Annotated in this window: 21 protein-coding genes; 14 read left to right on the forward strand and 7 right to left on the reverse strand. The window is 72.9% G+C overall.

The annotated features are described in order from the left end of the window. The first annotated feature begins 5 nt into the window (after positions 1 to 5). The 3 genes from ACWCHM_RS08060 to ACWCHM_RS08070 are packed head-to-tail and all read left to right on the forward strand — an operon-like array spanning position 6 to position 3,045. The gene (locus ACWCHM_RS08060) at positions 6 to 1,052 is read left to right on the forward strand and encodes a TauD/TfdA family dioxygenase (protein WP_454221903.1); all 1,047 of its coding nucleotides are present in this window, start codon (positions 6 to 8) and stop codon (positions 1,050 to 1,052) included. Then, the gene (locus ACWCHM_RS08065; RefSeq protein ID WP_454221904.1) at positions 1,049 to 2,269 is read left to right on the forward strand and encodes a phosphoserine transaminase; all 1,221 of its coding nucleotides are present in this window, start codon (positions 1,049 to 1,051) and stop codon (positions 2,267 to 2,269) included. Before ACWCHM_RS08060 ends, ACWCHM_RS08065 begins: the two co-directional genes overlap by 4 nt. Further along, on the forward strand, positions 2,266 to 3,045 hold the full coding sequence (locus ACWCHM_RS08070; RefSeq protein WP_454221905.1) for an inositol monophosphatase family protein: 780 nt from the start codon (positions 2,266 to 2,268) through the stop codon (positions 3,043 to 3,045). The genes ACWCHM_RS08065 and ACWCHM_RS08070 overlap by 4 nt, the downstream gene beginning before the upstream one ends. Here the strand turns inward: ACWCHM_RS08070 and ACWCHM_RS08075 are convergent. The 3 genes from ACWCHM_RS08075 to ACWCHM_RS08085 all read right to left on the reverse strand — a co-directional run bounded on the left by ACWCHM_RS08075 (position 3,032) and on the right by ACWCHM_RS08085 (position 6,154). Further along, positions 3,032 to 3,517: a YbaK/EbsC family protein gene (locus tag ACWCHM_RS08075; protein ID WP_204961541.1), complete on the reverse strand. Its 486-nt coding sequence runs from the start codon at positions 3,515 to 3,517 to the stop codon at positions 3,032 to 3,034. The genes ACWCHM_RS08070 and ACWCHM_RS08075 overlap by 14 nt on opposite strands. 205 nt (positions 3,518 to 3,722) lie before the next feature. Continuing rightward, positions 3,723 to 4,994 (reverse strand): MFS transporter, encoded by a 1,272-nt coding sequence (locus tag ACWCHM_RS08080; RefSeq protein WP_454221906.1) that lies wholly within the window; start codon positions 4,992 to 4,994, stop codon positions 3,723 to 3,725. Next, complete coding sequence (locus ACWCHM_RS08085) at positions 4,991 to 6,154, reverse strand: ATP-grasp domain-containing protein (RefSeq protein ID WP_454221907.1); 1,164 nt, start codon at positions 6,152 to 6,154, stop codon at positions 4,991 to 4,993. The genes ACWCHM_RS08080 and ACWCHM_RS08085 overlap by 4 nt, the downstream gene beginning before the upstream one ends. A 588-nt stretch (positions 6,155 to 6,742) precedes the next feature. Between ACWCHM_RS08085 and ACWCHM_RS08090 the strand changes: the two genes are divergently transcribed. From ACWCHM_RS08090 to ACWCHM_RS08125, 8 genes are all read left to right on the forward strand, one after another. Next, entirely contained in the window at positions 6,743 to 7,453 is a 711-nt protein-coding gene (locus ACWCHM_RS08090; protein ID WP_454221908.1) for a ThuA domain-containing protein, read from the forward strand. Further along, on the forward strand, positions 7,423 to 8,526 hold the full coding sequence (locus tag ACWCHM_RS08095) for a Gfo/Idh/MocA family protein (RefSeq protein WP_454221909.1): 1,104 nt from the start codon (positions 7,423 to 7,425) through the stop codon (positions 8,524 to 8,526). The genes ACWCHM_RS08090 and ACWCHM_RS08095 overlap by 31 nt, the downstream gene beginning before the upstream one ends. Positions 8,527 to 8,648: 122 nt before the next feature. Then, a complete protein-coding gene (locus tag ACWCHM_RS08100; protein WP_454221910.1) occupies positions 8,649 to 9,314 on the forward strand; it encodes a GntR family transcriptional regulator in 666 nt (221 codons plus the stop codon). A gap of 132 nt (positions 9,315 to 9,446) precedes the next feature. Next, on the forward strand, positions 9,447 to 11,282 hold the full coding sequence (gene atzF / locus ACWCHM_RS08105; RefSeq protein ID WP_454221911.1) for an allophanate hydrolase: 1,836 nt from the start codon (positions 9,447 to 9,449) through the stop codon (positions 11,280 to 11,282). 36 nt (positions 11,283 to 11,318) lie between these two features. After that, on the forward strand, positions 11,319 to 12,008 hold the full coding sequence (gene biuH / locus ACWCHM_RS08110) for a biuret amidohydrolase (protein WP_454221912.1): 690 nt from the start codon (positions 11,319 to 11,321) through the stop codon (positions 12,006 to 12,008). A 9-nt stretch (positions 12,009 to 12,017) separates the two neighbouring features. Next, entirely contained in the window at positions 12,018 to 12,710 is a 693-nt protein-coding gene (locus ACWCHM_RS08115; RefSeq protein WP_281896391.1) for a cysteine hydrolase family protein, read from the forward strand. Between the two features lie 12 nt (positions 12,711 to 12,722). Continuing rightward, a complete protein-coding gene (locus ACWCHM_RS08120) occupies positions 12,723 to 14,393 on the forward strand; it encodes a regulator (RefSeq protein ID WP_454221913.1) in 1,671 nt (556 codons plus the stop codon). 94 nt (positions 14,394 to 14,487) lie between these two features. Beyond that, a complete protein-coding gene (locus ACWCHM_RS08125) occupies positions 14,488 to 14,874 on the forward strand; it encodes an AtzH-like domain-containing protein (protein ID WP_088644361.1) in 387 nt (128 codons plus the stop codon). Positions 14,875 to 14,898: 24 nt separating this feature from the next. Here the strand turns inward: ACWCHM_RS08125 and ACWCHM_RS08130 are convergent, their stop codons facing one another. Next, complete coding sequence (locus tag ACWCHM_RS08130) at positions 14,899 to 15,969, reverse strand: GNAT family N-acetyltransferase (RefSeq protein ID WP_454221914.1); 1,071 nt, start codon at positions 15,967 to 15,969, stop codon at positions 14,899 to 14,901. Between the two features lie 31 nt (positions 15,970 to 16,000). Between ACWCHM_RS08130 and ACWCHM_RS08135 the strand changes: the two genes are divergently transcribed. After that, positions 16,001 to 16,507 (forward strand): MarR family winged helix-turn-helix transcriptional regulator, encoded by a 507-nt coding sequence (locus ACWCHM_RS08135; protein WP_454221915.1) that lies wholly within the window; start codon positions 16,001 to 16,003, stop codon positions 16,505 to 16,507. Here the strand turns inward: ACWCHM_RS08135 and ACWCHM_RS08140 are convergent. Both ACWCHM_RS08140 and ACWCHM_RS08145 read right to left on the reverse strand, forming a co-directional pair. After that, complete coding sequence (locus tag ACWCHM_RS08140; protein WP_454221916.1) at positions 16,504 to 17,448, reverse strand: acyltransferase domain-containing protein; 945 nt, start codon at positions 17,446 to 17,448, stop codon at positions 16,504 to 16,506. The two genes, ACWCHM_RS08135 and ACWCHM_RS08140, sit on opposite strands and share 4 nt — an antisense overlap. A 58-nt stretch (positions 17,449 to 17,506) precedes the next feature. Beyond that, positions 17,507 to 18,199, reverse strand: a complete 693-nt coding sequence (locus ACWCHM_RS08145) for a CPBP family intramembrane glutamic endopeptidase (RefSeq protein ID WP_454221917.1) — start codon at positions 18,197 to 18,199, stop codon at positions 17,507 to 17,509. Between the two features lie 70 nt (positions 18,200 to 18,269). Here ACWCHM_RS08145 and ACWCHM_RS08150 point away from each other — a divergent pair, with 70 nt between their 5' ends. Continuing rightward, a complete protein-coding gene (locus ACWCHM_RS08150; protein ID WP_454221918.1) occupies positions 18,270 to 18,902 on the forward strand; it encodes a hypothetical protein in 633 nt (210 codons plus the stop codon). On the opposite strand, the gene ACWCHM_RS08155 is transcribed toward ACWCHM_RS08150, so the two are convergent. Beyond that, positions 18,880 to 19,485: a winged helix-turn-helix transcriptional regulator gene (locus ACWCHM_RS08155; RefSeq protein WP_454223040.1), complete on the reverse strand. Its 606-nt coding sequence runs from the start codon at positions 19,483 to 19,485 to the stop codon at positions 18,880 to 18,882. The genes ACWCHM_RS08150 and ACWCHM_RS08155 overlap by 23 nt on opposite strands. Before the next feature lie 53 nt (positions 19,486 to 19,538). Between ACWCHM_RS08155 and ACWCHM_RS08160 the strand changes: the two genes are divergently transcribed. After that, a complete protein-coding gene (locus tag ACWCHM_RS08160; RefSeq protein ID WP_454223041.1) occupies positions 19,539 to 20,330 on the forward strand; it encodes an alpha/beta fold hydrolase in 792 nt (263 codons plus the stop codon). The last annotated feature ends 10 nt before the right edge of the window (positions 20,331 to 20,340 follow it).

The raw sequence follows: 20,340 nt of genomic DNA on the forward strand, positions 1-20,340 counted from the left end.
CGGCGATGACCGAGACCTGTACACCGACGTTCCGGCGGGTACCGCCCGACGCCCCGTTCCGCGTGCCGGTGCGCGGGCGTGCCTATCTGGCCGGCTCGGCGCACGACAGTTTCCCCGAGAGCGTGCCGGACAGCGGTGACCTGATCCCGACCCTGGCCCTCGACGCCGACGTCGCGCCGGGACCGCAGCTCTACGCGGCGGTCCGGGACGCCGTCGACCGGCAACTGCCGACGCACGGCGGACTGCTCCTGCGGGGGATGCCGCTGACCGACCGTAGGGGTTTCGAGGCGCTCGTCGCGGGCCTCGGCTACGACCTCGTCGGCTACCGGGGTGGCATCGCCGTGCGTCGCAACGACTCGGACGTGGCGTTGCACGCGAGCGACGAGGATGCCCGGGTGACGCTGTCGCCACACCACGAGATGGCGTACCTGCCCGGGTATCCCCGCAAGATCCTCTTTTTCTGCGAGAAGCCGGCCGAGCGCGGCGGTGAGGTGCCCGTCAACGACATCCGGCAGACCGCCGCGCTGATCCCCGCCGCCGTCCTCGACGAGTTCCGCGCCCGGGGCGTGCGCTACCACCGCAACCTGCCGCGTGCCTCGACGGCGGGCGAGACCGGCTGGGTCGACACGTTCGGCACCGACGACCCGGGCACGGTCGAGGAACACCTGCGCGCCTGCGGTTACGAGTGCACCTGGGACGCCGACGGCCGGTTGCGCTACCACTATCGGCGGGACGCGTTCGTCACCGACCGGGTGACGGGTCACGAACTGTGGTTCAACCAGGTGACCGAGCTGCACTGCTCGTACTGGCGGGCGCATCCAGGTTTTCCCGCCGACCTGCCGGACGGTGACTATCCGGCGACCACCACGTACGGCGACGGCGGGCCGATCCCGCCGGAGCTGGTGTCGTACCTGCGCGGCATGCTCTGGCGGACGACCGTCGCGGTCCGGATGCGGGCGGGTGACGTGCTGGTCCTGAACAACCAGGTGGTGCAGCACGGGCGGTTCGCGTACGAGGGCACCCGCCGGCACTTCGTCAGCCTGACCTCGTGACCAGGTCCTCCGCCGCGCCGGGCCGGCCGCAGCCCGCACCCCTGCCGGTGCCGCCGCTCGGACGTCCGGCGCGGCGTCCGGCCCGGCCGTGGTTCTCGTCGGGGCCCTGCGCGAAGATCCCCGGCTGGACGCCCGGCGTGCTCGCGGAGGCGTTCGTCGGCAGGTCGCACCGGCACCCGGCCGGGCAGCAGCGGCTCCGCGAGGTCATCCGCACCTCGGCGCGGTTGCTCGGTGTTCCGGACGGCTACCGGGTGGCGATCGTTCCCGGCTCCGACACCGGCGCGATCGAGCTGGCGATGTGGAACCTGTTGGGTCCGCTCGGGGCGGAGGTGTGCTGTTGGGAGAACTTCGGCTACACCTGGCTGGCGGACGTGGTGTCCCAGCTGCGCGTGCCGGGGGTACGGGTGCACCGGGCGGACGCCTACGGTGAGCTGCCCGACCTCACCGCGGTGGACTTCCGCCGGGACGTGGTGTTCACCTGGAACGGCACCACGTCCGGGGTGTGTGTGCCGGGCTCGGACTGGATCCCGGCCGACCGGTCGGGGCTCACGATCTGCGACGCGACGTCCGCCGTGTTCGGCCTCGACGTCGACGTCGCCAAGCTCGACGTGGTGACCTGGTCGTGGCAGAAGTCGCTGGGCGGCGAGGGCGCGCACGGGATGATCGCGTTGTCACCGGCGGCCGTGCACCGGCTGCAGACGTACCAGCCGGACCGGCCGCTGCCGAAGGTGTTCCGGCTGACCCGCGACGGGCAGCTGCTCGACGAGGTGTTCGACGGCTTCACCATCAACTCGCCGTCGATGCTGGCCGTCGAGGACGCGCTTGTCGCTCTCGACTGGTGCGTCCGGGCGGGCGGGCTGCCCGAACTGCTCGCCCGCTCGCGGCGCAACCTCGCCGTGGTGTCCCGGTGGGTGGCCGGACGTTCCTGGGTGGAGTTCCTCGCCTCGGATCCGGCGACGGTCTCGTCGACGAGCATCTGCCTGCGGCTGCGACACCCCGCGTTCGACACGTTGAGCCCGCAGGCGCAGCGGGCGTTCGTGGACCGGATGTGTGCGTCGATCGAGGAGCACGGGGCCGGCTACGACCTCGCCGGGCACCGGGAGGCACCGCCGGGGCTGCGGATCTGGGGTGGCCCGACCGTCGAGGCCGACGACATCGAGGCGCTGCTGCCCTGGCTCGACTGGGCGTTCGCCGCGACCCTCGCGGAGGGCTCATGAGGGTCGGGACGGACACCCTGACGGCGTTCGCGGTGCGGTTGGCTGCGGAGAGCCGGCGGATGCTGGCCGCAGCGGCGCTGACGGTCACGGCGGTGGAGGCGAAGGCCGACCGCAGCCTCGTCACCGAGGTCGACCGGGCGATCGAGGTCCGGCTGCGGGAGCTGATAGCCGACGAGTTCCCGGGACACGGTGTCCTGGGCGAGGAGTACGGCCCCTGCGATCTGGACGCGGACCTGGTGTGGGTACTCGACCCGGTGGACGGCACCGCCGCCTTCATCGCCGGGATTCCCGTGTACGGCACCCTGGTCGCCCTCGCCCGGGGTGGCCGTCCCTGGATCGGCGTCCTCGACTATCCGGCCACCGACGACCGGTGGGTGGGCGTGGTCGACGGTTTCGCCTCACGCAACGGTTCCCCGGTCCGCACCCGCCGGTGCCCCGATCCCGGGGAGGCACTGCTGACGTGCTCGAACCCGGACTTCTTTCCCCCGGCCGAGCGGCAGGCCCTGGACCGGGTCCGCCGCCGGGTCCGTTACACCCTCTACGGTGCCAGCTCCTACGCCTTCGGCCTGCTGGCCGGTGGCCGTACCGATCTGTCGGTGGACTGTGGCCTCAAACCGTACGACGTCTTCGCCCCCGCCGCGGTGATCGGTGGCGCCGGCGGCCTCATGACCGACTGGGCCGGCGCCGACCTGGGCTTCGACAGCCGGGGTGTGGTACTGGCGGCCGGCGACCGCTCCCTGCACACGCTGACCCGGTCCCTGCTCACGCCTCCATGATCGACTCGATCCGGGGTTCGGCGATGGCCAGGTAGTCCTTGGTGGCCACGCCGATGGTGCGGTCCAGCCGACCCGCGTTGAAGAAGACCTCGTCGTACTGCAACAGCTCCGGGTCGAAGATCAGCTCCAGCCGCTCGTCGAAAGCGAACGGCGGGATGGTGCCCACCGGGGTCCCCGCGAGCTTCTCGGCGACGTCACGCTCGGCGAACCTCGCGAACGTGCCGCCGGTAAGTGCCTTGAGCTTGTCGAAGCTCACCCGCCTGTCGCCGGGCAGCACCGCGGCGACGAACCTGGTGACCTTCTTGCCGATTTTCACCATGACGATGATGCATTTGGCGGCCTGTGCCGGATCGTGTCCCCGCAACGCGCTCACCGCGGCCGTCTCACCCTCCGGGTCATGCTCGATCACCCGATAGGTCGCACCACGTTCGTCCAGCAGGTTGACAAGTTTCTGGTAAATGTCGTCTGCCATCGCTCCTCCATTCTTCCGGTCGGCGCGTTCAGCCGAAAATCATGTCACACCACGCCGTCCCGATGCGCCAGAGACTCACCCTGACGTCCAGCCGGACCCCGAATGATCGCGATGTCGACCGCGCGACGAACCGCACTCACGCACATTGTCCAGGTGGGAACTGTCGGGCCGGTGCCGTGGACACCCGACGTCCCACCCGCACCGGTCATCCGGGCGCGGCGACCGGTGCGGGCGTCGAGGAGACCACCGGGCGGGCCCGCTCGGCGAAGCGGACAGCCGGGCCGGTCAGCAACGTCAACAACAGCAGCGCCACACCCAGCCCGAGCCAGCCCACCAACCCGTGGGCCAGGCAGGTGGCGGCGAGGACCGCCGGTGACGCCGCGTTGGCGGCGCCCTGCCCCAGACCGAAGGCACCGGCGTACTGCCCCTGGGCGTACGGCTGGGCCAACCCGAACGCCAGCTCGAACGATGCCGCGGCGTGCCACAACTCGCCGAACGTGTAGACGACGGTGGCGGTGACGAGCAGGGCGAGCGCCGGCCACAGCGACACCTGCGGCATCGCCCCCATCATGGCCAACGACCCCAGCAGCGCCACACCCGCCCAGACCATTCGTTGTGCCGCGGCCCGCGGGTTCACCACGCCACGGCTGACCCGGACCTGTAGGGCGACCACGAGAATGCCGTTGAGCAGCATGAACCCGGTGATCGTCGCGCGCGGGAGGGTGGTGTGGTCGGCGATCCACAGCGGCAGGGCGAAGGCGGGGATGGCCAGGTGCAGCGACACCCCGCCGTTGATCAGGGTCACCGCCAGGTACGGGCGGTCGGCGAAGGCCACCCAGCGGCGCTTCGTGTCCGTCGGGGGCAGCGGTGCCACGTACGGCACCCGGGTCAACACGGCCGCCGCCACCAGGAACGTCGAGGCCCCCAGCAGAATGAGCCCCACGTACACCGGGCCCGAGTCGAGTTGGATGGCGATGCTGGCGATGAGGACGCCCGCCATCACGCCGACGTTGGTGATCGCCCGTTGGTACGACAGGAACCAGGTGAGCCGGTCTCCGGCGAGCGCCCTGACCATCGGGGCCCGGCTGGCGGCGGCGGCCGTGCCGACCAGCGTGACCAGCAGCGAGACCAGGACCAGTGACCAGAACGAGCGAACCAGCACGAACCCGGCGGTGGCCACGGCGCCGAGCAGCAACGTGGCGATGTGCACCGCCCGTGGCCCCAGCCGGTCGGCGGCATGCCCCGCCAGCGGGCCGGCGACGAGCCCGACCGCCGCACCGACCGTCAGACCCGCGCCCACCGTCCCGGCGGACATGCCGACGATCCGGGTCAGGTACAGCGAACTGCTGAACATCATGCCGCCACCGATGGTCACGGCGAAGACGGAACCGGCCAGCGCACGCTGCGGCCCGGTGGGCGGCAGCATGCGGCTGACCAGGACACGCATCGAACTGGCCGCCGTCGAGGCAGCCGTCATGCCAGCGCGAACAGGCTGTCGGAGTAGTTCCGGTCCGGCCACTGCCGACGGACCCACTCCCAGCGCTGCCCGCCGGTGAGCACCGGCTCGGCGACCGCCAGCCGGCTGTCGAACCACTCCCGCGTCTCGACCACCCGCTTGTCGAACCCGGCGACGGAGTCACTGATCAGCAGGACCGCGCCGAGCATGTCGGCGGAGGCGGAGAACTTGGTGTTCAGCGTCGCACCGGGCGGCACCCAGAACTGGACGAAGGCGACGTCGGGCCGGGCCATCAGCGCATCGACGTCGGGATAGCCGAGGATGGTGCCGGCCGGCCCGTACAGCCCTGCGCAGCCCACCACGCCGGGGTTGACCTTCACGTCGAGCTGGGGCTTACGCCCGACCGCGCAGAGCAGGGCGGCCTCGCCGAGGTCGACGTTGAACTTGGCCATGACCTGCTCCTGGGTGAGCGCCCCACCTCGCCGGGCCGCGCACTCGCTGAACACGATCCGGCCGGTCGCCCGCTCACGGAACAGCTCCATGTGGAACACGCTGTCGCGCAGACCCAGCGCGGCGATGGCGCTCCGCACGATCGGCTCGGCGGCGGCGTACGCGTCCGCCTCGTCGGTCGGGTCGATCCGGCGCAGCGACAACGGCTTCTGCCCGGTGATCGCCGTCAGGCACGGCTCGGTGTAGACACCCAGGCCGAAGAAGAGGATCTCGCCGTTGTAGACGACCCCCTCGGCCATCCACTCGTCCCCCTCGACGAACTCCTCCAACAGGAAGGTGCGGCTGGTCTCCTTGTTGTCGCGGCACTCGCGGCTGAGCTTCTCCAGCTCGGCGCGGCTGTGCACGACGCTGGTCGAGGTGGTGCCCCCGCCGGCGATCGGCTTGATCACCGCGCTGTCGAACTCGAACTTCACGGTGCTGACGTCGTACAGGTCGTGGACGACCTCCGTACGGGCCACCGGGACGCCGGCCTCGGCCAGCCGGGCCTTCTGCAGTGACTTGTCGCGGAAGTGCAGCGCGACCTCGGGCGCGATGCCCCGAACGCCGAGCGCCTGGGCCAGCACGGCGGCGTTGACGACCGAGAACTCCCAGGTGGTCTGGATCGCGTCGAAGGTGCGACCGCCCATGCCGGCCCGGTACAACCCGCCCAGCAGATCCTCCGGGCTGGTCACGTCGTCGACGCGAATCATCGTGCCCCCGGCCGGCATGCGAATCCGCCCCGAGTCGTATGCGCCGGAGTTGCACAACAGGACCGGTTCGATGTCGTGCACCTCGCACGCACGCAGTGCATACGGGTCGGCGCCGATCATGAGAACCGATGTCCTGCTCACATGTCCTCCAAGCACTTTCGGGCCTCAGTGGAATCGTTCAGGCCGTGGCGAGCTTAGCAATACGTGCTGCTTTCCGGACACCGGGCTGCCGGGCACGCGACAGCAGTGCGGCCCGCCTAAATCAACAAAGTGAAGCGGGCTTCGCCCACGGGCGCGGCGACTGCGCGGATGCACTCGGATGAATCTTCCACCGTTTCCTGTTTTCGCTGATCGTGGCGTTTTCCGTCGGCCGGGGAGCGGCACGGGGCAGGCCCGCCCGTCAGGTCCAGGTCGACCCTTGCGGTGCCGTCGCGATCCGTGCCGGGCGGCCCGCGACGGCAACCGCGAGTACGGTTCTGGTGCCCGACAGGTGAAGAAACAGGTCTCCTCGTCGGCTCGTCGCGGCGCACGCGGCCGGCCCGGCGGTGACGGCCCGTGGAGGGAGCGAGGATGACGATGCGTACGGCACTCGTGGTACGGGGCGGATGGGAGGGGCACCAGCCGGTCCGGGCGACCGAGCTGTTCCTGCCGTTCCTTGAGGACAACGGCTACACCGTACGGGTCGAGGAGTCCACGGCGGTCTACGCCGACGCCGACGCGATGGCCGGCACCGACCTCGTCGTGCAGTGCATGACGATGGCCGAGATCACCGCCGACGAGGTGGCCGGCCTGCGGGCGGCGGTCGTCGCCGGGACGGGCCTGACCGGCTGGCACGGCGGCATCGTGGACGCGTTCCGCGCCTCGTCGGACTACCTGCACCTGGTGGGCGGCCAGTTCGCGACCCACCCCGGCCGGGAACCCTGCGAGCGGCAGGGCGGGGAGCAGGACAATTTCCTGCCGCACACGGTGACGGTCACCGACCTCGGCCGCCAGCATCCGATCACCGCCGGGATCGCCGACTTCGACCTGCTCACCGAGCAGTACTGGGTGCTGCACGACGACCTGGTCGACGTCCTCGCCACCACCGTCCACCCCACCCGCGACTGGCACCCCTGGCACCGGCCGGTCACCTCGCCTGCGGTCTGGACCCGGCAGTGGGGGGCCGGGCGGGTCGTGGTGACCACCCCCGGGCACAGCCTCGACGTGCTGGAGCACCCGTCCGTGCGGACCGTCATCGAGAGGGGCATGCTGTGGGCGACCCGCACCGCGTCGGCATCGTAGGGCTCGGGGTCATCTCCCGCGCCTACCTGGACACCCTTGCCGACCACCCCGAGCTGCGTATCGTCGCGGTGGCCGACCTCGACGCCGACCGGTCGGCCGCCGCAGCCGCGACCCTCCCCGACGCCGAGGCGATGGGCGTCGCCCGCCTGCTCGACCACCCCGACGTGCAGACGGTGCTCAACCTCACCATCCCCGCCGCCCACGTGGAGGTCTCACTCGCCGCGATCGACGCCGGCAAGCACGTGTACGTCGAGAAGCCGCTCGCCGTGGAGCTGCCGCAGGGGCGCACGGTCCTCGACCGGGCCGCCTCGGCCGGGGTGCGGGTGGGTTGCGCGCCGGACACCGTCCTGGGCACCGGCACCCAGACGGCCCGCGCGGCGATCGACGGCGGGCTGATCGGGCGTCCGCTGGCCGCCTCGGCCGTCATGGTCACCCCCGGGCACGAGCGCTGGCATCCCCACCCCGACTTCTACTACGCCCCGGGCGGCGGCCCGTTGCTGGACATGGGCCCCTACTACCTGTCGGCGCTGATCCACCTGCTCGGTCCGGTACGCGCGGTGACCGGGGCGGCCAGCCGGCTGCGCCCGGAACGGACGATCGGCAACGGCCCGCGCCTCGGCCAGCGCGTCCCCGTCCTGGTGGACACCCACGTGTCGGGCGTGCTCGAACACGACAGTGGGGTGCTGTCCACCATCACCACCAGTTTCGACGGGGTGACCACGACGGCCGCGCCGATCGAGGTGCACGGCGAGACCGGCACCCTCGCCGTGCCCGACCCGAACTACTTCGCCGGCGAGGTCCGGCTGTGCCCGCTCGGCGGCGATGGCTGGCAGGTGCTCGCGCCGACGGCGGGCTACCGGGACGGCGCCCGGGGTCTCGGGCTGGTCGACGCGGTCCGGGCCGACGACACCCGGGCCCCCCGGGCGGGCGGTGACCTGGCGCTGCACGTGCTCGACACGATGACCGGGCTGCTGCGGTCGGCGGCCGAGGGCCGGCGGATCGCACTGGACACGACGGTGCGGCGACCCGCGCCGGTGCCGCTCACCCCGGCCGGGGACTGGCAGGGACGCTGAGCGGGCCGGAGCCGGTGCCCCCGCCGGTCGCGGGCGGCGGTGCCGGAGCGGGCGGCGCGGCGTCCCCCCGGGTGGGGATGCGCCGCGCCGCCCGTCAGGTGACAGATGGCAGACTCGGCGGAGTGAACGACGTGGCCGCATCGCCGATGGATGGTGAGCTGGAGAGTGTCAGCCTGGTGGAGTTGGCCGTCACCCGGCTCACCCAGGAGATCCTCAGCGGCCGGAGCGACCCGGGTGAACGCCTGGTGGAGGAGCAACTGACCAGGCGGTTGGGGATCAGCCGGGCGCCGCTGCGGGAGGCGCTGCGGTTGCTCGCCCAACAGGGGCTGGTCGAGCACGTGCCCCGGCGGGGCGTCCGGGTCGCCACCCTCTCCGACCGCGACGTGCGGGAACTCTACGAGCTGCGCGACGTGCTGGAGCGGTTCGCGGTGCGGGCCGGCATCCCGGTGGCCCGCGACGACGACCTGGCCGGCCTGCGGGCGGCGCTGGAGCAGATGCGCGAGGCGGTGCGGCGCGGCGACCGGATGCTGGTCGCGCAGGCGCACCGGGCGTTCCACGTCGCGCTGGTGGCGCTCGCCGGCAACCGGAAGCTGTCCGACGTGTACGACTCGATCCTGGTGAAGTTGCAGCTCTACATGGCGATCAACCTGCGCCGTGAGGCGGAGCTGGCTCAGCCGCTCGACGGCGTGCACCGGCACGAGCGGCTGTTCGAGGCGGTCGCCGGGGGAGACCCGGAGGAGGTGCGCGCCGTGCTCTCCGCGCACGGCGCGCGCTCGTACCTCGGCTAGGTTTCCGTCGTCCTGATTGGTCGGGTACGGCACGTGGCCGGTCCGGGGTGGTGGCGGCCCGGCCTGCGGGCCGTCATGGCGTCGTTACGAGGCGGACCGTCGCTCGTAACAAGACAGTCGACAATCGACAGTATGTCAGAGCGCATCGGCACCGTCGCGGAACTACGGTCGGCCTATCGAGACGGTGCGACCAGCCCCGTCGACCAGGTCGAACGCGTCCTGGCTGGGCTCGACGGGCGGGACGGCGGACCGGTCTGGATCAGCACCGTCCCGGCGGCCGAACTGCGCGCCCGCGCCGAGGAACTGACCCGCCACCACGACCCCGCCGCGCTGCCGCTGTACGGCATCCCCTTCGCGGTCAAGGACAACATCGACGTCGCCGGGATGGTCACCACGGCCGGCTGCCCCGACTTCGGTTACCGGGCCGCGCAGGACGCGCCCGTGGTGCGCCGGTTGCGCGACGCCGGCGCGCTGCTCGTCGGCAAGACCAACCTCGACCAGTTCGCCACCGGCCTGACCGGCTCCCGCTCGCCGTACGGCAGCGGTGAGAGCGTCTTCGGCGGCGGGCTCGTCTCCGGCGGCTCCAGCTCCGGATCGGCCGTCGCGGTCGCCGCCGGCCAGGTCAGCTTCGCCCTGGGTACGGACACCGCCGGCTCCGGCCGGGTCCCGGCGGCGCTGAACGGCATCGTCGGGCTCAAACCCACCCGGGGTCTGCTCAGCACCGCCGGGGTGGTGCCGGCCTGCCGCTCGCTGGACTGCGTGTCGGTGTTCACCACCGACGTCGCGGGCGCGGTCGACGTGCTGCACGCCGCCCGGGGCGTCTCGCCGGCCGACCCGTGGGGCCGTGCCCTGCCGGCGCGACGGGCGAGCGCGGACGTGCGGGCGACGCTGCGTCTCGGGGTGCCCCGGCCGGAGGACCTCGACTTCTTCGGCGACGACGGGCAGGCCGACCGGTTCGCGGTCGGCGTACGGCGGTTGAGCGCGCTGGTCGCCGACGCGCTGCCGGTGCCGCTGGACGACTACCTCGCGGCGGGGGACCTGCTCTACCAGGGGCCCTGGGTGGCCGAGCGGCTCGTCGCGCTGGGCGACTTCCTGCGGGCGCATCCCGGGTCGGTCCTCCCGGTCACCCAGGCCGTGCTGGAGACCGGTCGACGCTACGACGCGGTCGACGCCTTCCGGGGCCAACACCGGCTCCGCGAGCTGCGGGCCCGGGTGGACCGGCGGTGGCAGGAGATCGACGTGCTGGTGGTGCCCACCGTCGGCACCACGTTCACCCTCGACGAGATCGCCGAGGACCCCATCGGCCGCAACGCCGTGCTCGGCCGCTACACCCAGTTCGCCAACCTGCTCGACCTGGCCGCGGTGACCGTGCCCAACGGGTTCACCGAGGGCGGGCGGCCGGCCAGCCTGACCCTGCTCGGCCCGGCGTTCAGCGACCTCACCCTGGCCCGGCTCGCCGCCGCCCTCACCGAGCCCACCCCGGTGGACGCCCACCCGGCCGGGACGGGCACCGCTGCGGCGACGGTGCCGCACGATGGCGTGGCGGCGGCTCCCGCCCCGGCGGAACTGCTGATCGCCGTGGTGGGGCGGCACCTGGCCGGCGAGTCCCGCAACGGTGAGCTGACCGGGCACGGGGCCACCCTGGTCGGCGCGGACCGGACCGCGCCGCTCTACCGGCTCTACCGGATGGACACCCCCGACGACGAGGGACTGCCCGGCCTGGTCCGGGCCGCCCCGACCGGCCCGCCGGGCCTACCGATCGACGTCGAGCTGTGGCGGCTGCCCACGTCCGCGGTCGGCGCGTTGCTGGCCGGGGTGCCGGCACCGCTCTCCCTCGGCTGGGTCCGGCTGCACGACGGGCGGGACGTGCTCGGTTTCCTCTGCGAGGCGTACGCGGTGGGGCCGCAGGTCGAGGACATCAGCGCCACCGGTGGCTGGCGGGCCTGGCGGACCGCCGCCCGACGGTGATCCGGACACCACCTCCGACGACGACAGGGAGCGAGGATGGGCAGCATCGGGCCGGTACCGGCCAACCCCTACCCGTGGCCGTACGACGGCACGGTGGACACCACGCGGACCGCGTTGCTCTGCATCGACTGGCAGACCGACTTCTGCGGGCCGGGCGGCTACGTCGACGCGATGGGCTACGACATCGGACTGACCCGGGCCGGACTGCCGGCCACCGCCCGGCTGCTGGCGCACGCCCGGTCGCTGGGGATGCTGGTCGTGCATACCCGGGAGGGCCACCAACCGGACCTGTCCGACCTGCCGGCGAACAAGCGTTGGCGCTCGGCCCGCATCGGTGCCGAGATCGGCGCCGCCGGACCGGCCGGGCGGATCCTGGTCCGGGGCGAACCCGGCTGGGAGATCGTCCCGGAGGTCGCCCCGGTGGCCGGCGAGGTGATTGTCGACAAGCCGGGCAAGGGCGCGTTCTACGCCACCAACCTTGACCTGGTGCTGCGGACCCGGGGCATCACCCACCTGATCCTCACCGGCATCACCACCGACGTCTGCGTGCACACCACCATGCGGGAGGCCAACGACCGGGGCTTCGAGTGCCTGATCCTGTCCGACTGCACGGGCGCGACCGACAAGGGCAACCACGAGGCGGCCCTGCACATGGTGACCATGCAGGGCGGCGTCTTCGGCTGCGTCGCCACCGCCGACGACGTCATCGCCGCCACGGTGAGGTGAGGAATCCCCATGTCGACAGTCGCCGCGGCGCGGCCCACCCCGTACTCCTTCGAGCCGGCCAGCACGGCGCTGCTGGTCATCGACATGCAGCGCGACTTCCTGGAGCCCGGCGGCTTCGGGGAGAGCCTGGGCAACGACGTCGGTCAGCTCCGCCGGACCATCGCGCCGCTCGCGGCGCTGCTGGCCGACGTCCGCGCCGCCGGCCTCACCGTCGTGCACACCCGTGAGGGGCACCTGCCCGACCTGTCCGACTGCCCGCCGGCCAAGCTGCACCGGGGCGCGCCGAGCCGGCGCATCGGCGACCCCGGCCCCAACGGCCGCATCCTCGTCCGGGGCGAGTACGGCCACGACATCATCGACGAGCTGACGCCGCTGCCCGGCGAGCCGGTCGTCGACAAGCCCGGCAAGGGTGCCTTCCACGCCACCGACCTGGACGCCCTGCTGCACGCGCGGGGCATCCGCAGCCTCCTGGTCACCGGGGTCACCACCGAGGTGTGCGTGCACACCACCGTCCGGGAGGCCAACGACCGCGGGTACGAGTGCCTCGTGCTCGCCGACTGCGTCGGGTCGTACTTCCCCGAGTTCCACCGGGTCGGACTCGACATGATCGCCGCCCAGGGCGGGATCTTCGGGTGGGTCGCCGACTCCCCACAGGTACGCGCCGCGCTCGCCACCACCTCCGTGTCGCACCCCTCCTCCTGACCGGGAGCAGCCATGGTCCCCACCAAGCCCCCCGCCGTCGCCCTGCCGTTCTGGGTCCGCGGCGATACCAACGCGTTCTTCGGTTTCGGCGTCAACGTCCTGGTCAACGTGCTCACCCTGACCGGGCTCTGCGTCGCCGTGGTGAACCTCCCCGAGGGGGAGGTGTTCGGCACGATCCTGCCGGCGCTGGGCATCGCCCTGGTGGCCGGGAACGTCTACTACACCCTGCTGGCGCGGCGGCTGGCCCGCCGGGAACAGCGCACCGACGTGACCGCCCTGCCGTACGGGCCGAGCGTGCCGCACATGTTCATCGTCATCTTCGTCATCATGCTGCCGATCTACCTGCGTACCAGGGACCCGGTGCGGGCCTGGGAGGCCGGCCTGGCGTGGGCCTTCATCATCGGCGTGATCGTGCTGATCGGCGCGTTCGTCGGCCCGTACATCCGCCGGTACGCGCCCCGGGCCGCCCTGCTCGGCACCCTGGCCGGGATCTCCGTCACCTTCATCTCGATGAATCCGGCTGGGCAGATGTGGCGCACGGCGTGGGTGGCGTTGCCGGTGTTCGCGCTGCTGCTGATCGGTCTGCTCACCGACGTGAAGCTGCCCTTCCAGTTTCCGATCGGGCTCGCCGCGCTGCTGGTCGGCACGGCGATCGGCTGGGCCGGTGGGGCGATGTCGGTGCCGGACGTCACCGCCGCCGCCCGGGATGTCGCGGTCGCCGTACCCTCGTTCAAGCTGGACCTGCTGCTCACCGGTCTGGGCGACATGGCGCCGCTGCTGGCCACGGCGATCCCGCTCGGGGTCTACAACTTCACCGAGGGCATGTCCAACGTGGAGAGCGCGGCGACCGCCGGTGACCACTACAACCTGCGCAGCGTCCTGCTCGCCGACGGGGCGGGCGCGGTGATCGGCGCGGCTCTCGGTTCGCCGTTCCCGCCCGCCGTCTACGTCGGACACCCGGGCTGGAAGGCGGCCGGTGGCCGCACCGGCTACTCGATGGCGACCGGCGTGGTGATCGCGGTGCTGTGCTTCCTGGGCATGTTCGGCCTGCTCGCGACGATCTTCCCGACGGCGGCCATCGTGCCGATCCTGCTCTACATCGGGCTGCTGATCGGCGCGCAGGCGTTCCAGGCGACGCCGAGGGCGCACGCCGCCGCCGTGGTCGCCGCGCTCATCCCGAACATCGCGGCCTGGGCCACCAGCCAGATCGACAACACCCTGGCGGCGGCCGGCACCACCGCCGCCACGGTGGGCGACGAGGCGCTCAACGGCGCCGGGGTGGTCTACGACGGGTTGCTCGTGCTCGGCCAGGGGGCGATCCTCGCCGGCCTGGTGCTCGGCGCGGTGGTGGTCTTCATCATCGACAAACGGTTCGTCCGGGCGGCGGTCTTCGCCGGGGTCGGTGCGCTGCTGTCGTTCGTCGGGCTGATCCACGGTGAGAAGATCGAGTGGAACGCCAACGGCCCGGTGGCGCTCGGCTACCTCTTCGTCGCGGCGATCTGTGCGGTCTTCGCGTTGGGTCGGCCCGCGCCCCGCGTCCCCGACCCGGACGAGGCCGAACTGGACCGCCGGCACGAGCCGCCCGCCCCGGCCGTCTCCACCGCCCCGGCCACCGCCACCGCCCCGCCCGCCCCGGGCGGTCCGGCCGACGGCACCCGGCCGACGTCGGCGGTCAACGGCTGAACCGACCGGCCCGGTCGGTGGTCGGTGACCCCCCACCCCGACCACCGACCGGGTCAACAGGCCGCCCATCCGACGGTGGAAAGGGACGCACCACATGGAGATCGACCGGGCGGAGGTGGTCGCCGAGGTCACGGCGGCCTTCGCCGGCTACGAACAGGCGCTGGTCGACGGCGACGCGGACCGGATCTGCGGCTACTTCTGGCAGTCCGACCGGACCGTGCGGTTCGGCCTCGCCGACCACCAGTACGGCTGGGACGAACAGCGCACGTGGCGGGCCGCCCAACCGGCGTTGCCGCCCGGCCGCCGGCTGGTCGATCCGGTGGTCACCACGTTCGGCCCGGACCTCGCGGTGGTGACCACCCGGTTCGGCTACCCCGGCGCCGCCGCCACCGGTCGGCAGACCCAGACCTGGGTACGCCTGCCCGTCGGCTGGCGGATCGTCACCGCGCACGTCTCCGAGCCGGCCGGCACGCCGACCTGAGCCCGGCGTGGGTCGGCGGGCCGGTCAGCGTGCGGTGTCGGGCAGGTGCTTCGCCAGGTGGATGGTGCCATCCGGGCCGGCCGGTGACAACGGCCGGTAGCCGACGCTCCGGTAGAGCGCGATGTTGCGCAGGCTCCTGGCCCCGGTGAACAGTTCGATGCGGCGGCACCCCGGTCCGGCGGCGACCTCGGCGGCCCGCAACAGCCACCGGCCCACCCCCCGCCCGCGCAGGTCGGGTACGACGGCGAGCCGTCCCAGGTGGCATTCGGTGCCGTCGGTGCGGGTCCGCACCATGCCCAGCAGCCGTCCGTCGCGCCAGAGGCCGGTGGTGTGCCAGTCCGCCAGCCACTGGCCCACCTCCTGCACCGACTCGTGCAGCGGCGGGATGGCCAGTGTCTCGTTGACCAGCGCCTCCTCCGTCCAGCAGCACCGTTGCAGCATGGTCACCTCGGGCGCGTCGTCGCCGGTCAGCCGCCGGGCGTAGGACCCGGGCAGCGGGCCGGGGGTGGCCCGGTCGCGCTCGCGCATCGGCCGCAGGGCGTGGGCGAGCCGGACCACCTCGTCCAGCAGGGCGGCACCGGCCGCGTCGCGGTCGGCGTCGGGCCGCAGCCGGCCGTCGTGGACGGCGTCGCCGATGCGCACGGCGACCGTGCTGCCCGTCGGGACCATGCGCAGGGCGGTCACCACCTGCTTGGCGTGCTCGACGGCCCGGGTGCCGGCCGAGGTGTGGCCGTAGCTGACGAAACCGATCGGCTTCCACGCCCACTCGCCGCCGAGGTAGTCCAGCGCGTTCTTCAGCGTCGCCGGCATCCCGTGGTTGTACTCCGGGGTGACGGCGATGAAGCCGTCGGCCGCGTCGACTGTCGCGCTCCATCGGCGGGTGTGGTCGTGCCGGTGGACGCCCGACGACGGGGACTCCTCCTCGTCGAGGAACGGCAGGTCCAGGTCGCCGAGCGCCACCGGCACCACCTCGACGTCGAGTGCCGCCGCCCGGCCGGTGACCGCGTCGAGCAGCCACCGGCTCACGGCGGGACCGAGCGCGCCGGGACGGGTGGCGCAGGTCAGTGCCAGGACGCGGAGCGGTTTCGTTGACATGGAAACGAAGGCTAGGTGCTAGATTGATTACATGTCAACAAAGTCGGGGTCGGTGCGGTGGCTGACGCCCGCCGAGGAACGGGCCTGGCGGGCCCTGCGACGCGTGATGGTCGCCGTCCAGACCGGCACCGCGCACGACCTGGCGGCGATCGGCCTGTCCGAGGCCGACTACGAGGTGCTGAGCACCCTGTCGGAACAGCCCGCGCAGACCAGCACCCTCGGCGTGCAGGCCGACAAGATGGGCTGGTCCCGCAGCCGGCTGTCCCGGCACGCCAGCCGAATGGAGGCACGCGGACTGCTGCGCCGCTCCCCCGACCCGGCCGACGGGCGGGGCTGCCTGCTCGTGCTGACCGCGCCGGGGATGGCCGCCCTGCGCGACGCCGCGCCGGTGCACGTCGAGTCGGTACGGCGGCACCTCGTCGACCGGCTTGCCCCGCAGGACCTCGCCGCCCTGGAACGGATCGCCGGCCGGCTGGCGCGGCCCCGGCCCGACGACGAACCCGACGGGCCACCGCCGGCAGGGGCGAGCCGACCCTAGAGCGGGAACCGCCCGTGTCGCCAGTGCCAGTGACCGCCGGCCGCCAAGTGGTCGATGATCGCGCGTTGCAGCACGGTCCGCCGGGGCAGCCGGTCGAGCGGCGTGCTGAGTGTACGGAAGGCGAACCGGCGCACCTCGACGTCGGCGTCGGGCCCGTCGGCCGGCACGTACGGGAGCAGTTCGAACCGGCGCTGGAACCGGATGATGTTGGAATCCTCGGGGAGATATTCGCGCAGCTGGGGGTCGAGCAGCCAGGAGCCGCAGGAGAACGCGGTGTGGTGCTCGTCGGGGAAGTGCCGGGGGAAGAACTCGCGGGCCTCGTCGAGGGACGCGTCGACCGCCTCCGGGCTCAGCGGCCCGGCGTCGGGGACGTGCAGGCCGATGGCGGTGCCGGACCGCTCGTGCTGGAGCCGGCCCAGCTCGTAGAGGCCGCCCCGGACGTGCAGGGTCAGCCAGCTCTGCATGACCGGCCAGCCCTCGCCGCGCATCCGCCGGTCGATCGCCAGGTTACGACCCAGGTCGGCGAGGGTCGCCCAGGAGACGCCGGCGGCGATGCCGTGCTCGCGGTGGTATCCGCGGACCACGTCGACCAGGGCCAGGTAGGCGCACACGTAGAGGTGACGCCAGGCGGGACCCCGGTCGCGGGGCAGCTCCGGGCCGGGCGACAGCCACTCGTGCCCGCCGAGGTCGGCGCGGACCAGGGCGGTCGAGCGGTCGAGCAGCCAGCGCAGCTCCGACGTCCACAGGGGAGAGTCGCGGTCCGGCCAGCCGGCCATGATCTCGGCGGCGTCGTCCGGCGGTACCGCCAGCCGGTCGAGGAGGGCGGGTGCGTCGGCGCGGGTGGGTAACGGGGCCGACGGCCGGTCACCGGCGAGCCGGTGCACCCGCTCGACCTCCTCGACGGGCACCCCGAGCCGGGCGGCCACGGCATCCAGGTCCACCGGCCGATCCTACCGGCCACCGCCCCACCCCACGGCCCGGCGTGACCCCGGCCGCCGGTCAACGGTGCAGCGCCCCCACGGCGAGCACCACGAAGGCCACCAGGTTGACCAGCACGTGGGTGGACATCGCGACGACCAGGCCGCGCGGGCGTCGGGCGACGACCGCGAGCGGCAGCGCGAAGACCGCCACCGTCAGCCAGGCGTACGGCTGCCACAGGTGGTAGAGCGCGAACAGCACCGCACCGGCGAGCGCCGGCCGGCTGGTGGGCAGGCGGTGCAGGAGCACGCCCCGGAAGTACAGCTCCTCGACGACCGGACCGACCACGACGAAGCAGACCAGCCAGCCGGTGACCGTGACGGCGGTCTGCCAACCCGGGCGACCGGCACCGGCCACCACCGGGTCCAGTCGCCACCAGGACGGCAGGGGGACCAGGTCGTGCAGTTGCGGCTCCAGCCACTGCACCAGACCCGGTGCCAGCGCCGCGACGGCGAGCGTCGGGGCCAGCAGCCGGGCCAGCCGACCCGGCCGTGGCCAGCGGGTGTCGGGCTCGTCACGGTCACGTCGCAACCGGTGTACGAGATACAGCTCCAGCGGGGCGAGCACCAGCAGCACCGCCGCGTACATCGCCCAGACCGGCGGCAGGTCGGCCGCCGCCAGGACCGGGGCGACGGCGACGAAGACCGCCAGGCCGGCCAGTCCCGGCACCAGGTGCAGGGCGACGACGCGGGGCCAGGACAGGGAAGGGGTCATGGCCGTCACGCTCGCGTATACCCTCCTCGAGATGACAGGCCCTTTTTCGAGTAGCCCCGACACGGTCACGGTGGCTGACGTCCGGGCGGCGCGGATCGTGCTCCAGCCGGCGAAGCGGCGGTTCCTCGAACCGTTCCTGGGACGCAGCCGCAGCGTGGCCGAGGCCGCCCGGGAGATCGGGCTGCCGGTGGAACAGGCGGCGTACCGGGTGCAGGCGATGCTGCGGGCCGGGCTGCTGCGGGCCGTCGACACCCGGGCCCGCGCCGGCCGGGCGGTGACCGTCTACCGGGCGCCGGCAGAGATCCGGGCGCCGCTGATGGTGCTGCCGGACGGTGACGCGCGGGACTTCTTCCGCCTGGTCGACGAGCCGATGCGGGAGACGTTCCTGACGGCGCTGACCCGGCTGGCCGGGCGGGCCGGCATCGGCGACTGGGCGGTCCGGCTCTACCGCGACGACGAGGACCGGGTCCGGGTCGACCTTGCCGCGCAGGGCGGTGACTGGGACCCGTCGATGTTGCTGACGCCGGGCCACCCGGCGGTGATGTTCAACTGGGTCCCGCTGTCGCTGACCGCCGCCGACGCCAAGCGGTTGCAGGGTGAGCTGATGGCCGTGCTGGCGCGGTGGGTGGCCCGGGTGCCGACGGACGGGCAGCCGCCGTCGCACCAGCTGGGACTGTTCCTCACCCCGCTGGAGCGTGCCTGACGGGTGCGCCCGTCTGCACGGGTCGTCCCGGGCGGGCGGTCCCGGTCGCCGCGACGGTCAGCACCCGGGCGAGCAGCCCGTGCGGGTCGTGGATCTCGACGATTCGGGCAGCGGATGAGCGTGGGGGGAGCGCGCCGGCGAAGAGACCGAGGACGGCGGCGGTGGGCCCGGTGACGGTGGCGTCGACCCCGTCGTCGCGGCCCGGCGTCACGTGGACGCCGTCCGGCGTCAGCCGGACGGTGAGGTCCAGCCCGTCCGCGTGCACGCCGATGCCGCCCCCGGTGGGCAGCCCGGTTGCGGGGAGCAGCGCCTCGACGGCCAGGCCCAGCCACTGCGGCTGGACGACGTCGTCGGGCCGGGGGCCGGCCGCCATGAAGGTCGCCCCCCACCGCACCAGTTCGTGCACCGGCCCCCGGAGCCCCTGCCCGAGGTCGGTGAGCCGGTAGCGGACGGCCTTGCGGCCCGCCTCGTCGCAGCGCTGCACGATGCCGGCGGCGGCGAGGTGCTGGAGCCGGGTGCTGAGCAGGTTCGTGGCGATACCCGGCAGGGCCGCCCGGAGTTCGTAGTGATGTCGGTCGGCGATGAGTCGCCGGCCACCGCCTCCACCACGTCGACGAGGGCAGCGGCCCGACCCTGCTGTTCCTGCACGGAAACCCCACCTGGTCGTTCGTCTGGCGGGACGTCATCACCCGGCTCGCCGCCGACTTCCGCTGCGTCGCCCCCGACCTACCCGGATTCGGGCTCTCCGTGGCACCCGCCGGTTTCGACGGCCGTCCCGCATCCCTCGCGGCGGTGATCGAGCGGTTCGTCGTCGACCTCGACCTGACCGACGTCGTGCTCGTCGCTCAGGACTGGGGCGGCCCGATCGGGCTGCGGGTCGGCGAACTTCTGCCCGAACGCTTCGCCGGCACGGTGCTCGGCAACACCTGGGCCTGGCCGGTCACCGGCGACCGCCACTTCGAACGGTTCTCGACGCTGATGGGCGGACCGGTAGGTGGGTGGTTGATCCGACGCGCGAACCTCTTCGTCAACGTCCTGATCCCGGCCGGCCACCGGCGACGGTCCCTCGGCAGCGCCGAGATGCGGCACTACCGGGCGGCGCTGGCGACCCCCGAGCGTCGGCAGGCATCAGCGGTGCTGCCCCGGGAGATCGTCCACAGTGTTCCCTTCCTCGCCGACGTCGCGTCCTGCCTGCACCTGCTCCGGGACCGGCCCGCACTGCTGCTCTGGGCCGACCGCGACATCGCGTTCCGGCGGACGGAACTGGACCGCTGGCGGCAGGAACTGCCCGACGCGACGGTCGTCGAGATTCCCGGTGCCGGCCACTTCCTCCAGTCCGACGCGCCTGTCGAGTTCGCCGACGCGCTGCGGGCCTGGCACCGCACCGCCTTCGCCACCCGGCAGGCGTCCCCGGAGAGCACCGACTGATCCCCGCCCA

The organism is Micromonospora sp. SCSIO 07396 (assembly GCF_053667945.1).